At 64.0% G+C, this 18,467-nt stretch carries 20 protein-coding genes; 14 read left to right on the forward strand and 6 right to left on the reverse strand.

What is annotated here, in order from left to right:
• Positions 1-29: 29 nt before the first annotated feature.
• Positions 30-869: an AraC family transcriptional regulator gene (locus ABIE56_RS01530; protein WP_429242072.1), complete on the forward strand. Its 840-nt coding sequence runs from the start codon at positions 30-32 to the stop codon at positions 867-869.
• 12 nt (positions 870-881) lie between these two features.
• On the opposite strand, the gene ABIE56_RS01535 is transcribed toward ABIE56_RS01530, so the two are convergent.
• Both ABIE56_RS01535 and ABIE56_RS01540 read right to left on the reverse strand, forming a co-directional pair.
• The gene (locus tag ABIE56_RS01535; protein ID WP_429242073.1) at positions 882-1,778 is read right to left on the reverse strand and encodes an NAD-dependent epimerase/dehydratase family protein; all 897 of its coding nucleotides are present in this window, start codon (positions 1,776-1,778) and stop codon (positions 882-884) included.
• A 2-nt stretch (positions 1,779-1,780) separates the two neighbouring features.
• A complete protein-coding gene (locus tag ABIE56_RS01540; protein WP_429242074.1) occupies positions 1,781-2,572 on the reverse strand; it encodes a hypothetical protein in 792 nt (263 codons plus the stop codon).
• Between the two features lie 338 nt (positions 2,573-2,910).
• On the opposite strand from ABIE56_RS01540, the gene ABIE56_RS01545 reads away from it, so the two are divergent.
• Entirely contained in the window at positions 2,911-4,563 is a 1,653-nt protein-coding gene (locus ABIE56_RS01545; RefSeq protein WP_429242075.1) for a hypothetical protein, read from the forward strand.
• A gap of 43 nt (positions 4,564-4,606) precedes the next feature.
• On the opposite strand, the gene ABIE56_RS01550 is transcribed toward ABIE56_RS01545, so the two are convergent.
• Complete coding sequence (locus ABIE56_RS01550; protein WP_429242076.1) at positions 4,607-5,302, reverse strand: SDR family NAD(P)-dependent oxidoreductase; 696 nt, start codon at positions 5,300-5,302, stop codon at positions 4,607-4,609.
• A 344-nt stretch (positions 5,303-5,646) separates the two neighbouring features.
• On the opposite strand from ABIE56_RS01550, the gene ABIE56_RS01555 reads away from it, so the two are divergent.
• From ABIE56_RS01555 to ABIE56_RS01595, 9 genes are all read left to right on the forward strand, one after another.
• On the forward strand, positions 5,647-6,270 hold the full coding sequence (locus ABIE56_RS01555) for an isochorismatase family cysteine hydrolase (RefSeq protein WP_429242077.1): 624 nt from the start codon (positions 5,647-5,649) through the stop codon (positions 6,268-6,270).
• Between the two features lie 165 nt (positions 6,271-6,435).
• On the forward strand, positions 6,436-8,070 hold the full coding sequence (locus ABIE56_RS01560) for a methyl-accepting chemotaxis protein (RefSeq protein WP_429242078.1): 1,635 nt from the start codon (positions 6,436-6,438) through the stop codon (positions 8,068-8,070).
• Positions 8,071-8,142: 72 nt separating this feature from the next.
• The gene (locus ABIE56_RS01565; protein WP_429242079.1) at positions 8,143-9,087 is read left to right on the forward strand and encodes an XdhC family protein; all 945 of its coding nucleotides are present in this window, start codon (positions 8,143-8,145) and stop codon (positions 9,085-9,087) included.
• Between the two features lie 97 nt (positions 9,088-9,184).
• On the forward strand, positions 9,185-10,258 hold the full coding sequence (locus ABIE56_RS01570) for an SDR family oxidoreductase (RefSeq protein ID WP_429242080.1): 1,074 nt from the start codon (positions 9,185-9,187) through the stop codon (positions 10,256-10,258).
• 33 nt (positions 10,259-10,291) lie between these two features.
• Complete coding sequence (locus tag ABIE56_RS01575; protein WP_429242081.1) at positions 10,292-11,023, forward strand: SDR family oxidoreductase; 732 nt, start codon at positions 10,292-10,294, stop codon at positions 11,021-11,023.
• A 54-nt stretch (positions 11,024-11,077) separates the two neighbouring features.
• The gene (locus tag ABIE56_RS01580) at positions 11,078-11,320 is read left to right on the forward strand and encodes a hypothetical protein (RefSeq protein WP_429242082.1); all 243 of its coding nucleotides are present in this window, start codon (positions 11,078-11,080) and stop codon (positions 11,318-11,320) included.
• Positions 11,321-11,398: 78 nt separating this feature from the next.
• Complete coding sequence (locus ABIE56_RS01585; protein ID WP_429242083.1) at positions 11,399-12,205, forward strand: hypothetical protein; 807 nt, start codon at positions 11,399-11,401, stop codon at positions 12,203-12,205.
• A 154-nt stretch (positions 12,206-12,359) separates the two neighbouring features.
• A complete protein-coding gene (locus ABIE56_RS01590; RefSeq protein WP_429242084.1) occupies positions 12,360-14,102 on the forward strand; it encodes a hypothetical protein in 1,743 nt (580 codons plus the stop codon).
• Between the two features lie 172 nt (positions 14,103-14,274).
• Positions 14,275-14,427 (forward strand): hypothetical protein, encoded by a 153-nt coding sequence (locus ABIE56_RS01595; RefSeq protein WP_429242085.1) that lies wholly within the window; start codon positions 14,275-14,277, stop codon positions 14,425-14,427.
• 125 nt (positions 14,428-14,552) lie between these two features.
• Here ABIE56_RS01595 and ABIE56_RS01600 read toward each other — a convergent pair whose 3' ends face one another.
• Positions 14,553-15,350, reverse strand: a complete 798-nt coding sequence (locus ABIE56_RS01600; RefSeq protein ID WP_429242086.1) for an SDR family NAD(P)-dependent oxidoreductase — start codon at positions 15,348-15,350, stop codon at positions 14,553-14,555.
• A gap of 68 nt (positions 15,351-15,418) precedes the next feature.
• On the opposite strand from ABIE56_RS01600, the gene ABIE56_RS01605 reads away from it, so the two are divergent.
• Both ABIE56_RS01605 and ABIE56_RS01610 read left to right on the forward strand, forming a co-directional pair.
• Positions 15,419-15,856: a winged helix-turn-helix transcriptional regulator gene (locus ABIE56_RS01605; protein WP_429242087.1), complete on the forward strand. Its 438-nt coding sequence runs from the start codon at positions 15,419-15,421 to the stop codon at positions 15,854-15,856.
• Positions 15,857-15,924: 68 nt separating this feature from the next.
• Positions 15,925-16,752 carry a hypothetical protein gene (locus tag ABIE56_RS01610; protein WP_429242088.1) on the forward strand — a complete coding sequence of 276 codons (828 nt, stop codon included), beginning with the start codon at positions 15,925-15,927 and terminating at the stop codon, positions 16,750-16,752.
• Between the two features lie 51 nt (positions 16,753-16,803).
• Here ABIE56_RS01610 and ABIE56_RS01615 read toward each other — a convergent pair whose 3' ends face one another.
• On the reverse strand, positions 16,804-17,451 hold the full coding sequence (locus tag ABIE56_RS01615) for a flagellar hook assembly protein FlgD (protein WP_429242089.1): 648 nt from the start codon (positions 17,449-17,451) through the stop codon (positions 16,804-16,806).
• 217 nt (positions 17,452-17,668) lie between these two features.
• On the opposite strand from ABIE56_RS01615, the gene ABIE56_RS01620 reads away from it, so the two are divergent.
• Positions 17,669-18,028 carry a hypothetical protein gene (locus tag ABIE56_RS01620; RefSeq protein WP_429242090.1) on the forward strand — a complete coding sequence of 120 codons (360 nt, stop codon included), beginning with the start codon at positions 17,669-17,671 and terminating at the stop codon, positions 18,026-18,028.
• Between the two features lie 50 nt (positions 18,029-18,078).
• Here the strand turns inward: ABIE56_RS01620 and ABIE56_RS01625 are convergent, their stop codons facing one another.
• The gene (locus tag ABIE56_RS01625; RefSeq protein ID WP_429242091.1) at positions 18,079-18,408 is read right to left on the reverse strand and encodes a hypothetical protein; all 330 of its coding nucleotides are present in this window, start codon (positions 18,406-18,408) and stop codon (positions 18,079-18,081) included.
• Positions 18,409-18,467: the final 59 nt, after the last annotated feature.

The following is an 18,467-nucleotide window of genomic DNA, read 5'->3' on the forward strand; positions in this document are numbered from 1 at the left end:
CGTCGTCCACAAATCGTGGGGATGGTGCATTGGACGTTCTGTCGCAGGCGCTCACATGGGTGCGCCTGACGGGGGAGGCCGTGTTTACGGGCACCCTCGCCCCGGGACAGACACGTCAGGTTCCGACCGGACCGGGGCGGTTTTACTTCATCGCCGATGGCCGCTGCACGCTTGCCATCGCCGGATGCGATGCCTTGACGATGGGCACGGGAGACCTCGTGCTGCTGCCGCGAGGGCCCGCGCATCAGCTCACTGCGCTGGCCGATGACCCCTCCACGCCCCCTTCAGTCCGGTACGTCGAGGGGCTCTACCGCTTCGAAGGCAATGCCCTGCCCCCGGTGCTCGCCGCGCTTCCCCGACGAGTCCACGTTGCTGCGAACGGGGCAATGCCGGACTGGCTGATGGCGCTGACGCACTTTTTGCTTGAGGAGTCTTCCCACGGGGAACCCGGGTCACGCCTGATGGTCTCGCGCCTCATCGACCTGCTGGTCATCCGCGCGCTTCGCACATGGGCGACGGTCGGGGACGGCCGCTTCGGCCGGCTTGCCGGACTGACGGACGAGCGGGTCGGCCATGCCCTTGCCGCCATCCACAACGCCCCGCTTCGTCGGTGGACCGTGGCGGAACTTGCCGGGGCCGCTTCGATGTCGCGCTCGGCCTTCGCCGAGCGCTTCACATCGGTCGTGGGCGAGTCACCGCTGCGGTACCTCGCCCGGTGGCGGTTGCACCTTGCAGCGGAGATGCTGAAGACGGGAAACGCGCGAATCAGTGACGTTGCCCAGCGCGTGGGCTATTCGTCCGATGCCGCATTCAGTCGCGCCTTCAAGGCCTGCTTCGGGCATCGTCCCGGGGAAACGCGGGCCGCGTGAGGGCCCGCCTTGTCAGAGGTTGTTCGACACCGTCTCAATCAGCCCTGGCTGGGTCGGAACCCAGCCGAGCGCACGCCTTGCATTGGTCGCGCGCACGCGGGAATTGGTGCCGAGGGCAATGCGCGGCCAAAGTCCCAACTCGGCGACCGCATCGTCCACGCTCCAGCTCTGCGTGTTCCCGCCGAGGCCCAATGAAACGCTCACGGCACCGGCAACGTCGCGCAGGGCAAGCTCACCGCTTTCGGCAAAGTAAAACGATGCCGATGGCGCCCGCTCGATGGCGAGGACATAGAGCTCGGCGAGGTCCCTGATATGCACATTCGACCAGATGTTCTTGCCCTCGCCGATGTAGACGCCGGCACCGGCTTGGGCGGATTTCTTTTGCAGTTTCGGGATCTGGTCGCTGTCGGCTTTCTCGAACAGGCCCCGCCCGTAGACCATCGTCGGGCAGATGACGGCCGTGCGGATGCCCCGGTGAATGCCGGCACTGCGCACAAGGCGGTCGATTTCATTGCGCGGGGAGCGGTTGAGCATCATCTCGAAGGGCATGTCGTCGGCATGAACCACCGTTGACGCATACATGCCGGCGGCGTCATCCCCCACAATGCTCGAGCCACTCGTGTGGATGAGCGTCTTGCCGGTGCCCGACAGGGACTCAATCAAGGCGTGGGCGGCCCAGAAATGATCGGAACTTGCCGCATTGACCGTCACATCCGCCCAGTTGGCGATGCTGCCGAGGAGCTCGGCGTCGTCAAGACTGCCAACAACCGGCTCAATGCCCGCCTGACGGTGCGATCCGACACTCTCCCGCCGCCGCACAAGGCCCCGGACCTCGTGGCCCGCATCGACAAGAACCTTGGCAACGGACCCGCCGATGTAGCCTGACGTTCCGGTCACGAAAATTTTCATGGTTACTCCTCGTTGGACAATGGGGGGCGGGTGGGCTCTGCCTCGGGGTCAAGAATGCACAGGCAGAGCGCGTCACCGCCCCATTCCTTCACCGTGACGTTGTGATACCCGGCCAGCCATTCGATGGCTTCGCGCTCAACCACGGATGCCTGTGAGAAGGCCATGGTGATGCGCGCCGCGTGGGCCAAGAGCCATTGGCGCACGCTGGCCTGGTAACCCGCCTCGACGATGGCGCGGCGCATGGGTCCGGGCGGTGCAGCCTCAAAGGCAGCAAGGCGCGCCCCGGAATCCGGCCAGTCGACCGTCTCCATACACACGCGCATGTAATCGAGGTGGGAGAAACTGACGGGCTGGCCACGGACCTGGCCACTGAAGGTGCGGACCAGGGAGGCAACCGGGTTGAGCTCGTGCGCATGGCCGCGAAGGATTGCATGGGCATCTGCATGGGCAAGGAGCGCCGCGTCGATGGCAAACACGGGGAGCCCGGGATTGGTGCCTTTCGTCAGACCGGCATTGGCGCCAACCGCACCGCAGGTCGCCTCGCCGCTCAACCCCAACACCCCCGACAGCACCTCCCCATGCAGGAGGAGACTTGCAGCCTGGGCGTCGGCGATGCCAATGAGGGCGTCGAGGAAACATTCCGACCATGCGTCAAGGCCAGGCCCGGGAATGTCGATGGGATAAAATGCCGTGAGGCCGCTCCCGGCCGCGTAAACCTGCTGTTTTGGCAACTCGCCCTCCGATTGCTCACAGGTCCTCGCGTCGAAGTCGAAGGCACGGCGGATGACGTCCATGCGGTCTCCGGCATCCTGCGCCGCCTTGCAACACATGCCCGTCCCTCCAGCGGCCCGCAAGACAGGGTTGATGCAGCCGAGGACGCCAAACGCACCTGCGCGGGCGGCCTCAAACCGTGTGGAGGGTCGGCGCGGGATTGGCTTGTCCATGACGGGAAGACGGTGGTTTGGAAGCGGCATGTATACATGCTTTGCTTTCTGAAGCCTATGACGTTCTTGTGCTCTTGTGCACGGTTGTCGCAATTCTTTTCGGGGACGATGCTGCGGCAGCGGTGCTCCGCGTCCTGAAGGCCGTCGGGCGTCGGCTGCGCCTCCCTCAACCAACCCCAAGGATTCGCATGCATACCCTTCCGCACCGGCGCTCGCCGCGCCGCACAGCTGCAAGGCTCGCCAGCGCCATTCTGTTGACCATGGGTGGCGGTGCCCTCCACGCGCAGCAGGCTCCCGCTGACGCGAGCACCATCACGGGCCACATCCTCGTCGGCTACCAGGGATGGTTCCGCTGCCCGGGCGACGGCAGCCCCTCGGGCAGCTGGAGCCATCTGGCGGAGGGTCAGCCCAATGGCAAGAACCTCTATATCTCCAACTATCCCATCACCACCGAATGGACCGGGCCGGCCCGCTGCAAGGTCGATACCCTGACCATCGGCGGCCAGCCTGCCTACTTCTTCTCGTCATTCCCCCAGGAGACGGCCGACATCCATTTCCGCTGGATGCGCGAGTACGGCATCGATGGCGCGCTGCTCCAGCGCTTCACCGGCACCATACCGGACCTCATCACGGAAAATGAGGCGATCGTCCGGCATGCCATGAAGGCGGCTGAGGAAAACGGGCGAACGTTCGCCATCGAATACGATCTCTCCCACGGCGACTACTACGATGTCGTCCCGGATGACCAGGTGGTTGCCGACATCACCAATGACTGGCTGCATCTGGTCAACGACGTGCACGTCACCGACTCTCCAGCCTATCAACGTGAGGTCGGCAAGCCGCTTGTCTCACTCTGGGGGCTTGGCTTCAGCAACGACGACAGCCGACCGAAGCGGGCAGCACTTGCCGGGCGCATCATCCACTGGTTCAAGACCGTCGCCCACGTCGAAGTCATGGCCGGCGTGGCCAACAACTACGATGCGCCGGACAACGGCGGGGACCCTGCCTGGGGGGAGGTGTTGAAGGAAGCCGACATCATCCAGCCGTGGACCGTCGGCGCGTTGAGCAACAGGGACAACATCGACTGGTGGAAGACCAACAAGTTCATCCCCGAGATCAAGGCCACCGAAGCCAACGGGCAAATTTACATGCCGGTCATCGAACCCGGTGTCGCCGGCCGCGACAGCAATGATGTCGTCGGGCAGGGCGCGGCGCGAAATGGCGGGGATTTCTTCTGGCACCAGCTCTATACGGCCAAGAGCGTCGGTGCGAAGGTCATCAAGATTGCGATGTTCGACGAGGTCAATGAGGGCACGTCCATCCTGAAGGTTGCCGAGAACGCAAGCCAGGCGCCAGACCAGGGCACGTGGCTCAACCTTGATGCCGATGGCTATCAGCTGCCGTCCGACTGGTATTTGCGCCTCGCCTGGAACGCCGGACGCGTGCTGCGAGGGGAAGACCCGCTCACCGACACGGTCCCGAGCGACCCGGGCCCGCTCGACCCCGCACCCTCCTGTGGCGTTCTCGGCCCCAATGGGGTCATCAACCCGGGCAAACCCCTGTTCTCCTGCAGCCAGCTCGTGCATGCGAGCCTTGAAAAGAACGGCGACCTTGTGGTCTTCCGGGGCGATACGCCGCTTTATTCGAGCGGTACTGGCGGCCAGCCGGTGGCAACGGTGGTGATGCAGGGGGACGGCAACCTCGTCGAATATGCGACCGACGGGACGCCGCGCTGGGCAAGCAACACGGCGGGCCATCCGGGCGCCTGGCTCGACATGAGAAACGACGGCAAGGCGGCAATCGTCTACCAGGGCAAGGTCATCTGGACCGCCATTCCCTGATGGATGCCAGTCCGGGGCATGTTGTCCCGGACGCTTCAAGGGTCTACCAGACGACGTCAGCACCCTGGTGGTTTACAAAGCGAAGCCCTCGGTCGCCAAGCCGTCCTTCAATGACCTTTGCAATGCCCGAGGTGCTTGTTTCAACATCAAGCGCCGCGTCCGGCCCGCCCATCTCGGTGCGCACCCACCCTGGTGCCACGGCGCTGAGTGCATACCCCATGTCGGGATGCTCGGCGGCAAAGCTTCGAAGTGACTGGTTGAGCGCGGCCTTGCTCGAGCGGTACGGCTCCCACCCGCCCATAACATTCCCGGAGATGCTGCCAAGGCCGGAGGACATCACGGCAAGGGCCCCGTCCCGGACCACGAGATCCGAAAACACCTCCACCGCCCGCATCGCACCAGCAACATTGGTCCGCATCACCTGCAAGACCTGCTCTGCATAGGGCAGTGCCGGGTCGCTGAGGATGCCTGCGTTGACAAAGACCAGGCCGAACCGCTCGCCTGCGAGCCGCGTGCGCAGGGAGAGGATCTGGGCCTCGTCGTCGATGTCGACTTGCTCAATGGAAAGGGGCACTTCGGCGACCAGCAACGCGCCGAGCCCCTTGCTCGGCCGGCCCTCGCGCTCGGTGGCGACAATGGACCAGCCGCGTTCGAGAAACCGTGCGGTCAACCCGAGGCCAAGGCCCCGACTGGCACCAATGATGAGCGCGCGACGCGGCGTTGGGGGAGATTGGGGCATTGGGAGTCTCCTGGATGTGGATGCGGGTTGGCCAAGGACCGGACGGACGGGCCCTGCTCTTTCTCATCGTACCTTGCAGGCCGGTGCCGAATTGGACCAAACCATTGCAGCGCCCCTGCCTGCAGCGGGCGCATGAAAAAAGCTGCCCCGCCTTGGCTAATCCCGTCGTCCCGGACGGTTTTTCTGTGGCGCTTCACACAGTTTCTTGACACCGCAAGATATAGTCGCTTCACTTACCAAAGCGACAACCCATAACTGGACTGAAGCGACCGTTACGTCGCCGCAGCGGGTCGTTGCATCCAACGTTCACGGGCCAGCCTGCCCCATCCACCGGAAACAAGACCATGACTGACACCGCATACAAGGCAGACCGCACCGCCCTTCTGATTGTCGACCCGTACAACGACTTCATGAGCGAGGGTGGCAAGCTGTTCAATGCCATCAAGGAAACCGCCACGGAAGCCGGCCTGTTCGACAACCTGCGGAAGATCATTCCCCTGGTCCGCGAAAAAGACATCAAGGTCTTCATCGTCCCCCACCACCGCTCGCATCCGGGCGATTTTGACCACTGGCAGCATCTCAACATGTTCCAGAAGGCCGGTCTGCCGAACAAGGCCTTCGAGGTCGGCAGCTGGGGCGGTGAGTTTCACCCCGAGTTCGGCCCGAAGGACGGCGACATCATCGTCAAGGAGCACTGGGCACAGAGCGGCTTTGCCAACACCGACCTCGACCACCTCCTCAAGCAGCACGGCATCCAGCGCATCATCCTCGTCGGTCTCATCGCCAACAGCTGCATTGAATCGACGGCACGGTTCGGCATGGAGCTTGGCTACCACGTGACCCTGGTCACCGACGCGACGGCCGCATTCAGCAAAGACGGCATGCTGGCAGCGAAGATCAATGCGCCGATGTACGCCCACGCCATCCTGTCGACGGAAGAACTCGTCTCGGCACTCCAGGGCATCTGACGTCCGCTCCGGCCAGCTATCAAAACCGACCGGTGCAGGGGCCATGGGCCACTTCACCGGGCGCCACCTTTCCCAAGCCAGCACCGGACGCCTGATTCGGCGAAGTACCGCCGACGGCGCTCTGGCCGGTGGCCTGGACACGTACGTTTCAAAAGGGGAAACGTCATGCGCATCACGGTTCGCATCAAGATACTCGCAGCAATGGGCGTCGCCCTGCTTGCGGCGCTCGTTGTCGGCATCACCGGCATCATCGGCGTGGCAAGAACCTTCGGCTCGGCGGAAGACATCTACCAGTCCAACCTGTTGTCCATCGTACATGTCGTCGCTGCCCGCCAGCAGCTCATTGATGAGCGCCTTGCCCTGAACCGTGGATTCGCGGACCCCACTGCACGCGGCTTTGTCGACCGCATTGGCAAGGACGTTGCCGCAGAGCAATCCGAATGGAACCGCTACTACCCGGCGCTCTTGAGCTCTGATGAAGAGCGCAAGGCGGCCGACGCCTACATCTCGCTCAGGGCAAAAGCGACCGAACTGGCTATGCAGGAAGCACGCGTGCTCGACAAGGGCAACACGGAAGACGCTCGCGCCATCCATCTTGGCAGCACCGCCGATGCCCTCGACAAGGCGGCCGATGCGATTGATGCCCTCATCCGCATCAACGAGGCGCAGGCAGCGGATTCGTATGCCGAAGCCACGGCAGGTTATGCAAGGACCCGCACTGCATGCATCTCGGTCCTGGTCGTCTGCGCCATCGGCCTTCTCATCGTCGCACTCGTTCTGACCCGCTCCATCGTCCGTCCCCTCACCCGCGCCCGCCAACTTGCCACGTCCATCAACGACGGTCACCTTGGCAACGAGGTTGATGCGAACGGGTCCGATGAGCTCGCCGAGACCCTCCAGACGCTCTCCCGGATGGACGGCAAGCTTGCCGGCATCGTCTCCGATATCCGTTCGATTGCCGAAGACGTTTCCGGGGCAGCATCCGACATCTCGCAGGGCAACGAGGACTTGTCCCAGCGCACCCAGGAGCAGGCAAGTTCCCTGGAAGAAACCGCTGCATCGATGGAGGAGCTGGCAGCAACCGTTCGCCAGAATGCCGAGGGGGCTGCCCGCGCAAGGGACCTGTCGCGCCGCCTCCTCGACACCTCCACCAGCGGCAGGACGGTGTCTGCCGAGGCCACCGAGGCCATGGCGGCGATTACCTCGGCGAGCCAGCAGATTGGCGAGATTGTGGTCCTCATCGATGAGATTGCGTTCCAGACCAACCTCCTCGCCCTGAACGCAGCCGTCGAGGCGGCCCGCGCTGGCGACCAGGGACGCGGCTTTGCGGTGGTTGCAGCCGAGGTTCGCTCGCTTGCCCAGCGGAGCGGCACCGCCGCGCGGGAAATCAAGACGCTGGTCAATGACACGGTCGGAAAGGTCGCCGATGGTGCGGCACTCGTCGCGCGCACCAATGAGGCGCTCGAAGGCATCGCCCATGGCAGCCGTGAGGTCAGCGCGATTGTCGAGGAGATTGCCGCCGCATCGGAAGAGCAGTCGGCCGGCATCAACCAGGTCAACAATGCGGTCCTCACCCTCGACGACGTCACGCAGCAGAACGCCGCGCTCGTCGAGGAAGCGAGCGCGGCAAGCCGCGCAACGGCGGAGCTTGCGGCACGGCTTCTCCAGCAGGTGTCGTTCTTCTCCGTCCGGGGCCACGTTGCAAAGGAGCGTGCAGCAAAAGCACCCGCGCCTGCGCCGACGTCCGCCCGGCCGGCGGTTACGACGACTGAGCGGAAAAACGAGTGGGTCGAATTCTGACCATGCACCGCCGGCTGCCACCACCGGGCCAGGAGTTCTCCCGTGGACGGTAGACCGGCCCCGCTTGTGCCCATGCCTGATTGGCCATGGTACGGAATGGAGGATGACCTCCTGCCCGCCATCGACCGCTGGCAGGCGGCCGGTCTGGACATCGCCCTCGCAACACTTGTGAAAATCGAAGGCACCTCGCCCCGTCCTGTGGGCAGCGAGATGGCCATCGCGTCAAACGGGGAGTGTGCGGGTTATGTCTCGGGCGGGTGCGTTGAGGCGGCTGTCGTGCATGCGGCCCTGGACAGCATGGAATCGGGCGTGCCGGTGTTGCTCGACTACGGCGCCGGGAGCCCGGTCATCGACCTCCAGCTCACTTGCGGCGGCCGCATCCATGTTCTCGTCCGGCCTCTCCACCTCCCGGATGCTTTTCTCGCCGAGCTGCGACGCGCCCGTACAACGCGCCGCACCGTGACCGTCATGACCGACAGGGCAACGGGGGCGTGGTCGGTGCGAGATGGTGCGCACCGCGCGCCCGGTGGCTGGTTTGCGAAAGTGGTGGCGCCGCCCCTTCGCCTCGTCGTCGTCGGCAGTGACCCCGTCGCACTCGCCGTCTTGATGCAGGCCGTCGCCGTCGGCATGGAGGCCGTGCTTGTGCGGCCCAATGGTCCCGCCGTCCCCCCACCGGGCATCTCCCTCGCCGCTTATCACGGCGGCCAGCTTGCCCCGGCACTCGCCGCTTGCCGGATAGACCGGCGCACGGCGGTGTACACCTTTACCCACGATGACGACCAGGACGACGTGGCACTCAGCCGCGCCATCGAGCACGGGGCCTTTGCCGCAGGCGCCCTTGGCAGCCGTCATAAAACCGGTCTTCGTCGCACACGGCTGGCTGCGGCCGGCTACTCCAGGGCGGCCATTGACGCGCTGCACCTGCCCGCCGGCGTCAAGGCACCCGCAGTCCAGGGCCCCCGGCAGATTGCAGCGACCATCATCAGCGAGATCCTCTGCGCCGCGCCATCGGAGTGACATCGGCTTCCAGCGGCGGCACGGTCAATGCTTTGGTATTTGAAGTGTGTCACCATTTTGGCGCTCGCTCTCTCCCCTGCCTCAAAGGCCAAAATCCATGTCCCAATCCCTGCGCAAAGTCCTTGTCACCGGCGGCTATGGCGTCTCTGGCACTGGCGTCGTTGAAGCCGCGCTCGCGCACCCCTCGTTTGTCCCGGTCACGGCAGGCCGCCGGCCTGCGCCGGACGCCCTGCTCGGTGGACGCACGCCGCCGGAGCACGTCCGCGTCGACCTCCTGGACGCTGATGCCACCCACGCGGCGTTCGCCGATCTCTCCGGTGTCACGGATGTTGCGTTCTGTGCCTACCTGGAGGGTCGCTCGGCCGCCGAGACGGTCGCGCCGAATGTCCGGATGCTCGAAAACACCCTCAATGCCCTCGCCCGGAGCGGCGCAAAGGTCGGGCGCGTGGTGTTGATGGGCGGCGGCAAGTCCTATGGCGCACACCTTGGCCCCTACAAGACCCCCGCAAAGGAATCAGACCCGCGCCACCTCCCGCCGCAGTTTTATGAGGCGCAGGAAGACGCGCTTCGCGCGTGGGCGGCGCAAAACGGGGCGACCTGGACCATCCTGCGGCCAGACGGGATCATCGGTCCGAGCCTCGGGTCGCCGATGAACATCCTCACCGGCATCGCAACGTATGCGGCCGTCTGCAAGGAGTTCGGCGTGCCGTTCCGTTTTCCGGGCTCGCCCCAGGCGTGGTCCGCGCTCCACCAGGTCACCGATGCCGACCTCCTCGGGCGTGCGACGCTCTGGGCTCTGGAAAGTGATGCGGCACGAGACGAGGTGTTCAACGTCACCAACGGTGACCACTACCGCTGGAAGCACCTCTGGGCGGACCTCGCCCGATTCTTCGACATCCCGGTTGAGGAACCACAACCCATCCCGCTTGCCGAATACATGGCCGACAAGGGGCCTGTCTGGGACGCCATTGTGAAACGCCACGGCCTTGTCCCGACGTCGTGGAGCGAGATTGCGGCATGGCCCTTCGTCCAGGGCATCGTCAACGTCGGCTTTGACCTCGTCCAGAGCACGGTGAAGATTCGTCAGGCCGGGTTTGGTGAATGCATCGACACGCACCAGAGCTACCTCGGTCATCTCCAGCGCCTGCGCGACGCGCGGCTCATTCCCTGAGCCATTCCTCCTCCCTTGCGCCCCGGACCCCCGATGTCAAACACGAACTCCCCCATCTCCCTGGTCACCGGTGCAAACCGCAGCATCGGCCTTGAAGTCGTCCGCCAGCTCTCAAAGCTCGGCCACACGGTCATTCTTGGCGCTCGGGACGTCGTGCGCGGAAACCATGCCGCCCTGACCCTGGCTGCCGACGGCATTTCCGTCCCGGTCGCCCATCTCGACCTCGATGACGCACAGACCCATCTTGCCGCCGCACGCTGGATACAGACGACCTATGGCAGGCTCGATGTCCTCGTCAACAATGCAGCGATTGCGGATGACGGTGACGGACCGGCGAGCACGATGGACCCCGGGGCGGCACGCCGGATGTTCGACACCAACGTGCTCGGCACCCTTGCCGTCACCCGCGCGATGCTGCCCCTGCTTCGGGCGGCAAAGAGCGCGCGCATCATCAATCTCTCGAGTGCGTTGGGGTCCATCGGCGAGGCCGCTGACCCGAAATCCGAGTTTGCCGCTGTGCGTCTTGCCGGCTACGCCATCTCGAAAGCTGCCCTCAACATGCTCACCGTCCAGCTCGCCGTCGAGCTCGAATCCGACGGCATCTCGGTTAACGCGGTCGACCCCGGCTTTACCCGCACCGACATGAACAACCATCAGGGCTACCAGACCCTTGCAGAAGGGGCTGCGGAAACCGTCCGTCTTGCCACCCAGCCGAAGGTGTCGACCGCAGGGTTTTTCTCAACCGGCGGCATCCTGCCCTGGTGACCCTTTGTTTCACCATTTACGGGCAATCATCCATCCAAAACAGAGGAACCCGCCATGAGTACAACCTTGACCGTCAGCCCCAGCGGCACTGCAAATCTCGCCGCGATGTCGGCCGACATCGCAAAGAACGCCAGAAAGCCGACCGTCTTTGGCGACGGCAGCATCGAGTCGCCCGTCCTCGATTCGAGCACGGTAGGCGACAAGCCGCCACCGCAGACGATTCGTCCGTTTACCGCCGACGCGTTGCTCGACCCGGATGCCGCCAGCACGGGCCGCTTCCTGGACGTGACGGCGTAAAGGTAGGACGGGGGGCGGTGGCCTGACCGCCGCCCCGCTCCCTCAAGCAGGCCACCCCTCCTGCCGATACCCAGCATCATGGACAAGACCCACCATCCGGACGCGAGAACCCTCCGCGCCGTTCTCGCAGCGCTCCCAGCCCACCTGTCGGCCATCGGCTCAAGCCTTGTTGGAGCGACCGTCTTTCTCCTCATCTCGGGCGCGACGTATTACCAGGCGCTGCTTGAAGCCCTTCACGCGGGCTGGGCGGTCGACACCATCCCCTACACCGCCATGGTCCGCGCAGGTGCCCTCAACGCGCTGACCTTTCTCCTGACGACCTCCATCACGGTCGCCCTGACCCTGGGCAGTATCTTCACCCGAAGGGAGATGGTCCGGTTCTTCTGGGGCTCGATGGCCATCCTCGCTGTCGGAACCATACTCACAAGCCTTGTTCCGCCGTTGCGCGCGGGATACTGGGGCCAGCTCGCGAACGTTATCACCACTGTCGCTGGCGCGTACCTGGTTGCAACGGCACTCACCGCCCTGCTCGCCCTCAAACCACGCACCCGCGCGCAGCAGCGTGGCTTCATCATCGCGGGCGCCGTCGTGGTTCTTGGCCTGCTCATCTATTGGCCCTTCCACGTCGGCAAGACCGATGCATCACAAATCCTCTCTGGCGAAAACCGGTCGAAGCATCCGGATGTGTGCATCAAGGGCGACCCCGTGCACGCCTGGCGGCTGGTGCGCGCCGTCGAGGACCGGTATCTCGTCATCTCCCCGGAGCCGGGCGTCACGCGCCTCCGCCTTGTGCCGATGGGGGATGTCACGGACCTCCTGACCAGCCTCCCCGGCCAACCCGCTGAAGGCGGTCCCCCGGCCCTCGCATGCCGGCCTCCTGGCTGAGGACCTCACCCATGGTTCTCATCGTGGCCGACGGCACATGCTGCGTCCACTCGCGGCGCTTTGCACTCGCAGCACGGCATCCCATGGCGCCTGTGGCACCGGGTGGCCATAATCAGGCGCGGGCAGCACTTCCAACTTGCAGGGACCAGGGACGATGATAAAAACCATTGCCATCGAGAATGTACGCGGCATCGGCAGCAAGACCTTCGACCTCGATATCTTCCCCAACAAGCCGTCCTTGCTTGTTGCGCCCAACGGCTTTGGAAAGAGTTCGCTTGCTGCGGCCTTTGCTTCCCTGAAGTCCAAGCGCATGGAGCTGCCCAAGGAGCAATGGCACCTTGGAGACGAGGCGCTTCCTCCGAAGCTTTCGCTGACGGTCAAGCAAAAGGGCCCTGTCAAAACAGTGGTCGCAGATGGGCAAAGCAACACCATTGCCGGAGCGTTCGACGTCCACGTTGTCTCAAGCCGGCTGCGTGCAAAGGCAACGAAGCACAACATGGGCCGCTTCACCACGGCCGTCGCCGCGCTTGAAATCAGTGACCTCGTTCTGGTTTCAACCATCCCCGAAAAGGCAAAGCACCTCTACAGCGCGACGTCCATGCGGGCCCGCTTCGGCAACGCCGGCAAGGCGCTGCGAAAGGTCGACGACATTCTCTCCAACCCCGCTCTTGCCGACGGCCTCACCGACCTTTGCCCGGTCATGGACAAGGCCGACGGTGCGCGCATCAGCGCGGAGATTGCACAAATGATGGATGCGCTTGCCAAGTCCACCGGAACGGCAGATGACATCCGCACATGGGCCGAGGCAACGCTCGCACCCCGCATGGAAGCCATTGCACCCCTTCGCGCACTGGCCGACTTCGTCGAGCCGCATGCAGCCCCTGGTGACCGGCGCATCGATGACCTCCTGTCCGCCCTGCAGGTCACGCTGACGTATCTTGACGACAGGAAAGCATTCAAGGCCGCCTGCAAGTACCTCTCCTACCTCGACGAAAAGCAGGGTTACCAGGACGTCATCAACGCCTTCGGGGCCACCTGGAAGAACGTGCGCCCAACGGAACACAAACGAAGCCTCATCGTGTCGTTTCCGGCGGCGATGCACATCTCCAACGGCCAACGTGACTCACTTTGTTTCGCAGCGGAGCTGCGCAAGATTGAGCGCAGCATCGGGGCAAAGGACGTCATTGTCGTCATCGACGAGGTCTTTGACTATCTCGATGACGCAAACCTTGTGGCCGTGCAGTACTACATCCTGCGTCTCATCGACCGGGTCAAGGAAAAGGGCCGGAACATCTACCCCCTTATCCTCACCCACCTCAACCCGTATTATTTTCGCCACTTCTCGTCTGCACAGCCGAAGGTCTACTACCTCAAGAAATCCAAACCGTCCATCGGCAAGGATTTCCGCCTGCTCCTCCTCAAGCGCGATGAGCCACCCATCAAAGAGGACGTCGGACGCCACTTCCTGCATTACGACCCGGTCGACGTCGACATCCGGCCACAGATGAAGGCACTTGGGCTGAAGGAAGCCTGGGGGCAGTCCGCTGTCTTTCATGCCCACATCGAGTCGGAATGGGAAAAATACGTCGAGCAAGCCGACAACTACGACCCGTTTGCCGTCTGCTGCCATGTCCGGGTCGCCATTGAGCGGCATGCCTACAACGAGCTCCCGGACGAGGCCAGGAAAACCACGTTCCTCAACACCTGGAAAACCAGACACAAGCTCGAATACGCGTCGTCCCAGGGGGTGGTGGTCGATGACACGGTCTACCTTCTCGGCCTCATCTACAACGACGGACTGCATCTCAACGAGAGTGTGGACGAGAGCAGTCCCATCGTCTCCAAGCTCGAGAACCTCACGGTCCGGCACATGCTCATGGAGAGCGTGAAAGCCTGAGCGCTGTCGCCGTCCATGGGTCGCATCCCACCGGCTCGGCCCACGGCCAGCACCGGTACCCACACCCGCCCGCGCGCACCCTCCAGTGGCACGGGCGGGACAAAAGGTCGCTCGCCCATTGCCTGAACCGGGCGAGCGGTTATTCCTGGTGCTCCCTCCCCGGAGCACCGTGATGGACCTAGTCACCCTGTTTCCCTTCGCCCGGCGCCTGCGCCCCGGGATGCGGACCTTCCTCTACGCCCCTGGGGTCGTCGTCTGGACGCTTTCGACCTCGGCCCTCTTCGGCATCGCCGCCGGCCTTGCCCTCCGCTGGGCCAACCGCTGAGGCAGCGTCGTCAGGGCGCGGTCTCCGCGCCCACACCCGGATTAGGAACTCTGCGCCAACGGCGACCCCAACCATGGGCCGGTGTTATCGGACGCCGGGGCACCATGCCCCGGCGCACTGTGCCATTACGCCACGCGGTAGCGCTGCGCCACTTCCTTCTTCGACAGGTGCTCGGCCATGCCAAGGCGGTGCTGGTCATAGGCGAGGTACATCTCCTCGTCGTGGAGCGGCGGGATTGTCACCACCTCCCCCCGGTCATACCCAAGGAGCGCAGCATCCACGAGGTCCGCCGTCTCCATGACCATGCCCGGGAGCGCGGTGTCCACGTCAATGCCGGCCTTGTCCCAGATTTCGGACTTCGTCGCGCCCGGAAGAACCGCCTGGATACGCACACCGGTGCCTTTCAGATGGAGGGCCACACCGCGCGTGAGGTTAAGGAGATGCGCCTTCGACCCGCTGTAGAGCCCTTCAAGGATCTCCGGTGCCAGCGCGAGCACCGAGGCGATGTTGATGACACCGCCCTTGTCGCGGGCCAGGAAGCGCTTGATGGCCGACGCCGTCAGCACCGAGGGTGCGGTGACGTTGACGGCAATGAGTTCGGCAATGGCCGCACTGCTGTTTTCAAGCACGCCGCCCTGTAAGGAGATCCCGGCATTGTTGACGAGAAGCGTCAGTGAATCGTCCTCAATCACCCGCTGCTCGACACGGGCGAGGTCCTCGGCCTTCGACAAGTCTGCCTGGAAGATCTCCGCGCGCCGCCCCGTGCTGTCCCGCAGTCGTCCCGCCAACGCGCTCAACCGGTCTGCGCGCCGGGCGACCAGAATGAGGTCATAGCCGCGCTCCGCCAGACGCTCGGCATAGACTGCGCCAATGCCGGACGAGGCGCCCGTGACCAGTGCCGTACCTTTGCTGTTCGTATCCATCTCGACTCCATGCTGTGGTTATTGAAGCGTTTCTTGCGAAACGATAGCCGCCTCACTACGCTTGCGCAATGGACATCCAGAAACTTTCGACTGGCACCTGCGCCATCTCACGCGGACTGGCCCTCGTCGGGGACGCATGGAGCGCGCTCATCATCCGCGACGCCGGACGCGGCATGACGCGCTTTGAGCAATTCAGGACAAGCCTTGGCATTGCGCCGAACATTCTCTCGCGCCGACTGGACGCACTCATCAAGGCTGGTGTACTGAAAACGCAGCGCTACAGCGAGCGTCCGCCACGCGATGAGTATGTGCTCACGGACGCGGGATCCGCTTTCATCCCCATCCTCGCCGCCATCGGTGAATGGGGTCGCACCTACAACGGTGAAGGCACGCTCAGCCACATCGAGGATGTGGCAACGGGAGAGGTCGTTCGTGCCGTGGTGACGGACAAAGGGACAGGCAAGACTGTTGAGCCCGGCAGCTGGCGGGTCGTAATGCCGGGCTGACAAGCAACCCGGCGCGTGATTGAATGCGCGGGCAATGTGCCCATTCCGGACAACGACAAGGAGGCCCCATGTCCACTCCCCCGAAGCCGGTTGCACCAACCGTTCCACCCCGCTTCGAGAAGCTTGTCGAATGGTATTTCGTGCGGGAATACCTGCCGGCATCCGCGTTCTCGTCGCCTCTAGCAGGCAACCATGAACTGGCGGGGGACGCCATCGTCGGCGATGCAGACGCCCGCTTCTGTCTCATCGAGTTCAAGAAAGACGAGTCTGTCAGGGCAACGGAGCGCAAGAAGTTTCCGGCGATGCGCGCGGACGACAATGCAGACCCTGTCTCAGAAGAAGCATGCCGCTCACTCGTCGCCGAGGCGGTGGCGGGGAAGCGACACCCGCACGCGCTGGTCTTTGGCGACTACGGGCAAACCGAGAATCATCTCTCGCTCACCGGGCTCATTGCGGAAGGTTACTGGGGTGACTGGGTCCAATTCGCCCACCTGGCCGCTGTGTATAGCGCCCAGGCCAATGCGCCCGTCCTGACCACGTGCGAACTTCGCCCAGAAGGCCTGCCCGGACAGATTGGGGTCCCTCACGACGCATTCGAGACCTACGTCAACCGCGTGGTTGCGGCAAAAGGTGGGTATGAGCATGCCGGCAGCGGAGGCTGGATGTATGACATGGTCCTCGGCCTTGCGCGAAGTCCAACGGGCGACCGGACGGTCGTCATGACGCTATGGGACTTTGCCAGGGCAACGGCGGACTCGCGGTTGGAAATCGCGTTCGCCGATGCCCATGCGAAGCTAGCCTCTGATGCAGGCAACCGGGCGAGGAACCGCCCGCAGTACCGCCCTGACTTTGAGCCGCGCGCCCCGCGCCCCGCGCCGAAGCGGCCGCGCTTCTGAGCACGGCGCGGCTAGAGGCCAACGTTTTCGTGCGCCCCGGCCCGTCAACTATCAGAGAATCTGGGCCACCTGGCTCAGCAACGCGCCACCGTAGCCGTCGACCTGCAGGTACGTGCCATCCGTACCGGACGCCCCGACGCCCGTGACCTTGCCCCGCACAAACGTGTCGGCAGCGGTGCCATTGACAACCGCCGAGATGGTGTAGACCCCGTCGTCCATCTTGGTCCCGTCATCGGACTTGCCGTCCCAGGTGAAGTTCACCAATCCTGCCTGTGGCTTGTCGAGAGGAATGGTGCGGATGACGTTGCCGTCCTTGTCCTTGACCAGCACGTTGACGTTCGCATTCGACGTCGGAACGTTGACGGCGCCATTGAACGTGCCGTCCTTCAAGGTCCCCTTGTCCGACGGGATGAGCACGTCATGGCCGACAAGGCCCGAGGCGCGGACGAACTGGTCGCCGGTCAGATTGGACGCCAGGGTGTCAAAGGACTTCTGCAGCTCCTGGGTCGCCGTGACCTGGGAAAACTGTGCCAGCTGCGCGACCATCTGGGTGGGATCGGCAGGCTTGGTGGGGTCCTGGTTCGTGAGCTGGGTGACCAGAAGCTGCAGGAAGTCGCCCTGGTTGAGGGACTGCTGCTGCACCTGGCTCGACGACCCCTGGTTGGATGCAGCGTTGCTGTTGCCGACGGGCGTGGTCATGGCGATCCTTGGTGCCTGCGTGGTGGGTTGGGCTGAGCCGATGCCGAAAGCACCCTCCCCGGTCAACGAAGTCCGGGAACAACGCTTACATGCTTCTGTTTGTGAAGCATTTGGCTAAGATATCCGCGACATCACCGTCTTGCAATGCCACCAGGTCCCCAGAGGGACACGGTCCACCCGACCCCACCAGAGGTTCACAGTGCTAGGAGTCTTGCCCATGAAGCTTCGAATCGACCGGATTGACGGCCACGGGGATGCCACAAGTGAAGTGGTCACATTCACTGTCACGGATGACTGCGACCTATCCAACTACGTTCTCGCCGACAGCACCTACTTTGCCAACGGCAACATCTCCAACCGCTTCCGGCACACGTACTGGTTCGTCGGAAAACCGGTCAAAAAGGGAGACCGCGTCGCGCTGTGGACAAAAAGCGGCAAGGACGAGACGGTCGAGCACCAGGGGGCCACTTGGCACGTGCGATACTGGAACTCGAAGGCCGCTGTCTGGAACGACGAGGGGGATGCTGCCGTGCTGTTGAACGTTGCGACCTACTCCGTCAAAAAAGCGGGCGTCTGACGAGCTCTGCGACGGCGAGGCCAGCGCGCTCCCGCTGAAACATCGCTTGCCTAGTCGCTGTCGCCTGCACGGACCGTGACCCGCTTGCCGCAGCCGAGGCACACCTGCTGCACACCCGAGGCCGTGTCCCGCACTGGTCCCAGCGCGCAGCCGCAGTCCTTGCAGCAGGCCGGGCAGCCGCGCTTCCAGTTGCGAAACCGCCAGACTGCAGCCCAGTACAGAAGCAGTGCACCGGCGGCACCTGCGGCCGCGAGCGCGTCGCCAAGCGGGTCGTGTCCCAGATGGTGACGGGCGACGTCATGAAAGACGCCCGCACCAAGGGCAAAGAGTGCCGTCAGTAAAGCAACCGCGAGCGCAGGCAGGCAAAGGCGCAGGAACATTCGTGTGGGGGCGTGCACAACATCTCCTCAAAGGGCCACCGGTGCGCGAAAGCGGCACC

Source organism: Luteibacter sp. 621 (assembly GCF_050435445.1).
In the GTDB taxonomy this organism is placed as follows: domain Bacteria; phylum Pseudomonadota; class Gammaproteobacteria; order Xanthomonadales; family Rhodanobacteraceae; genus Luteibacter.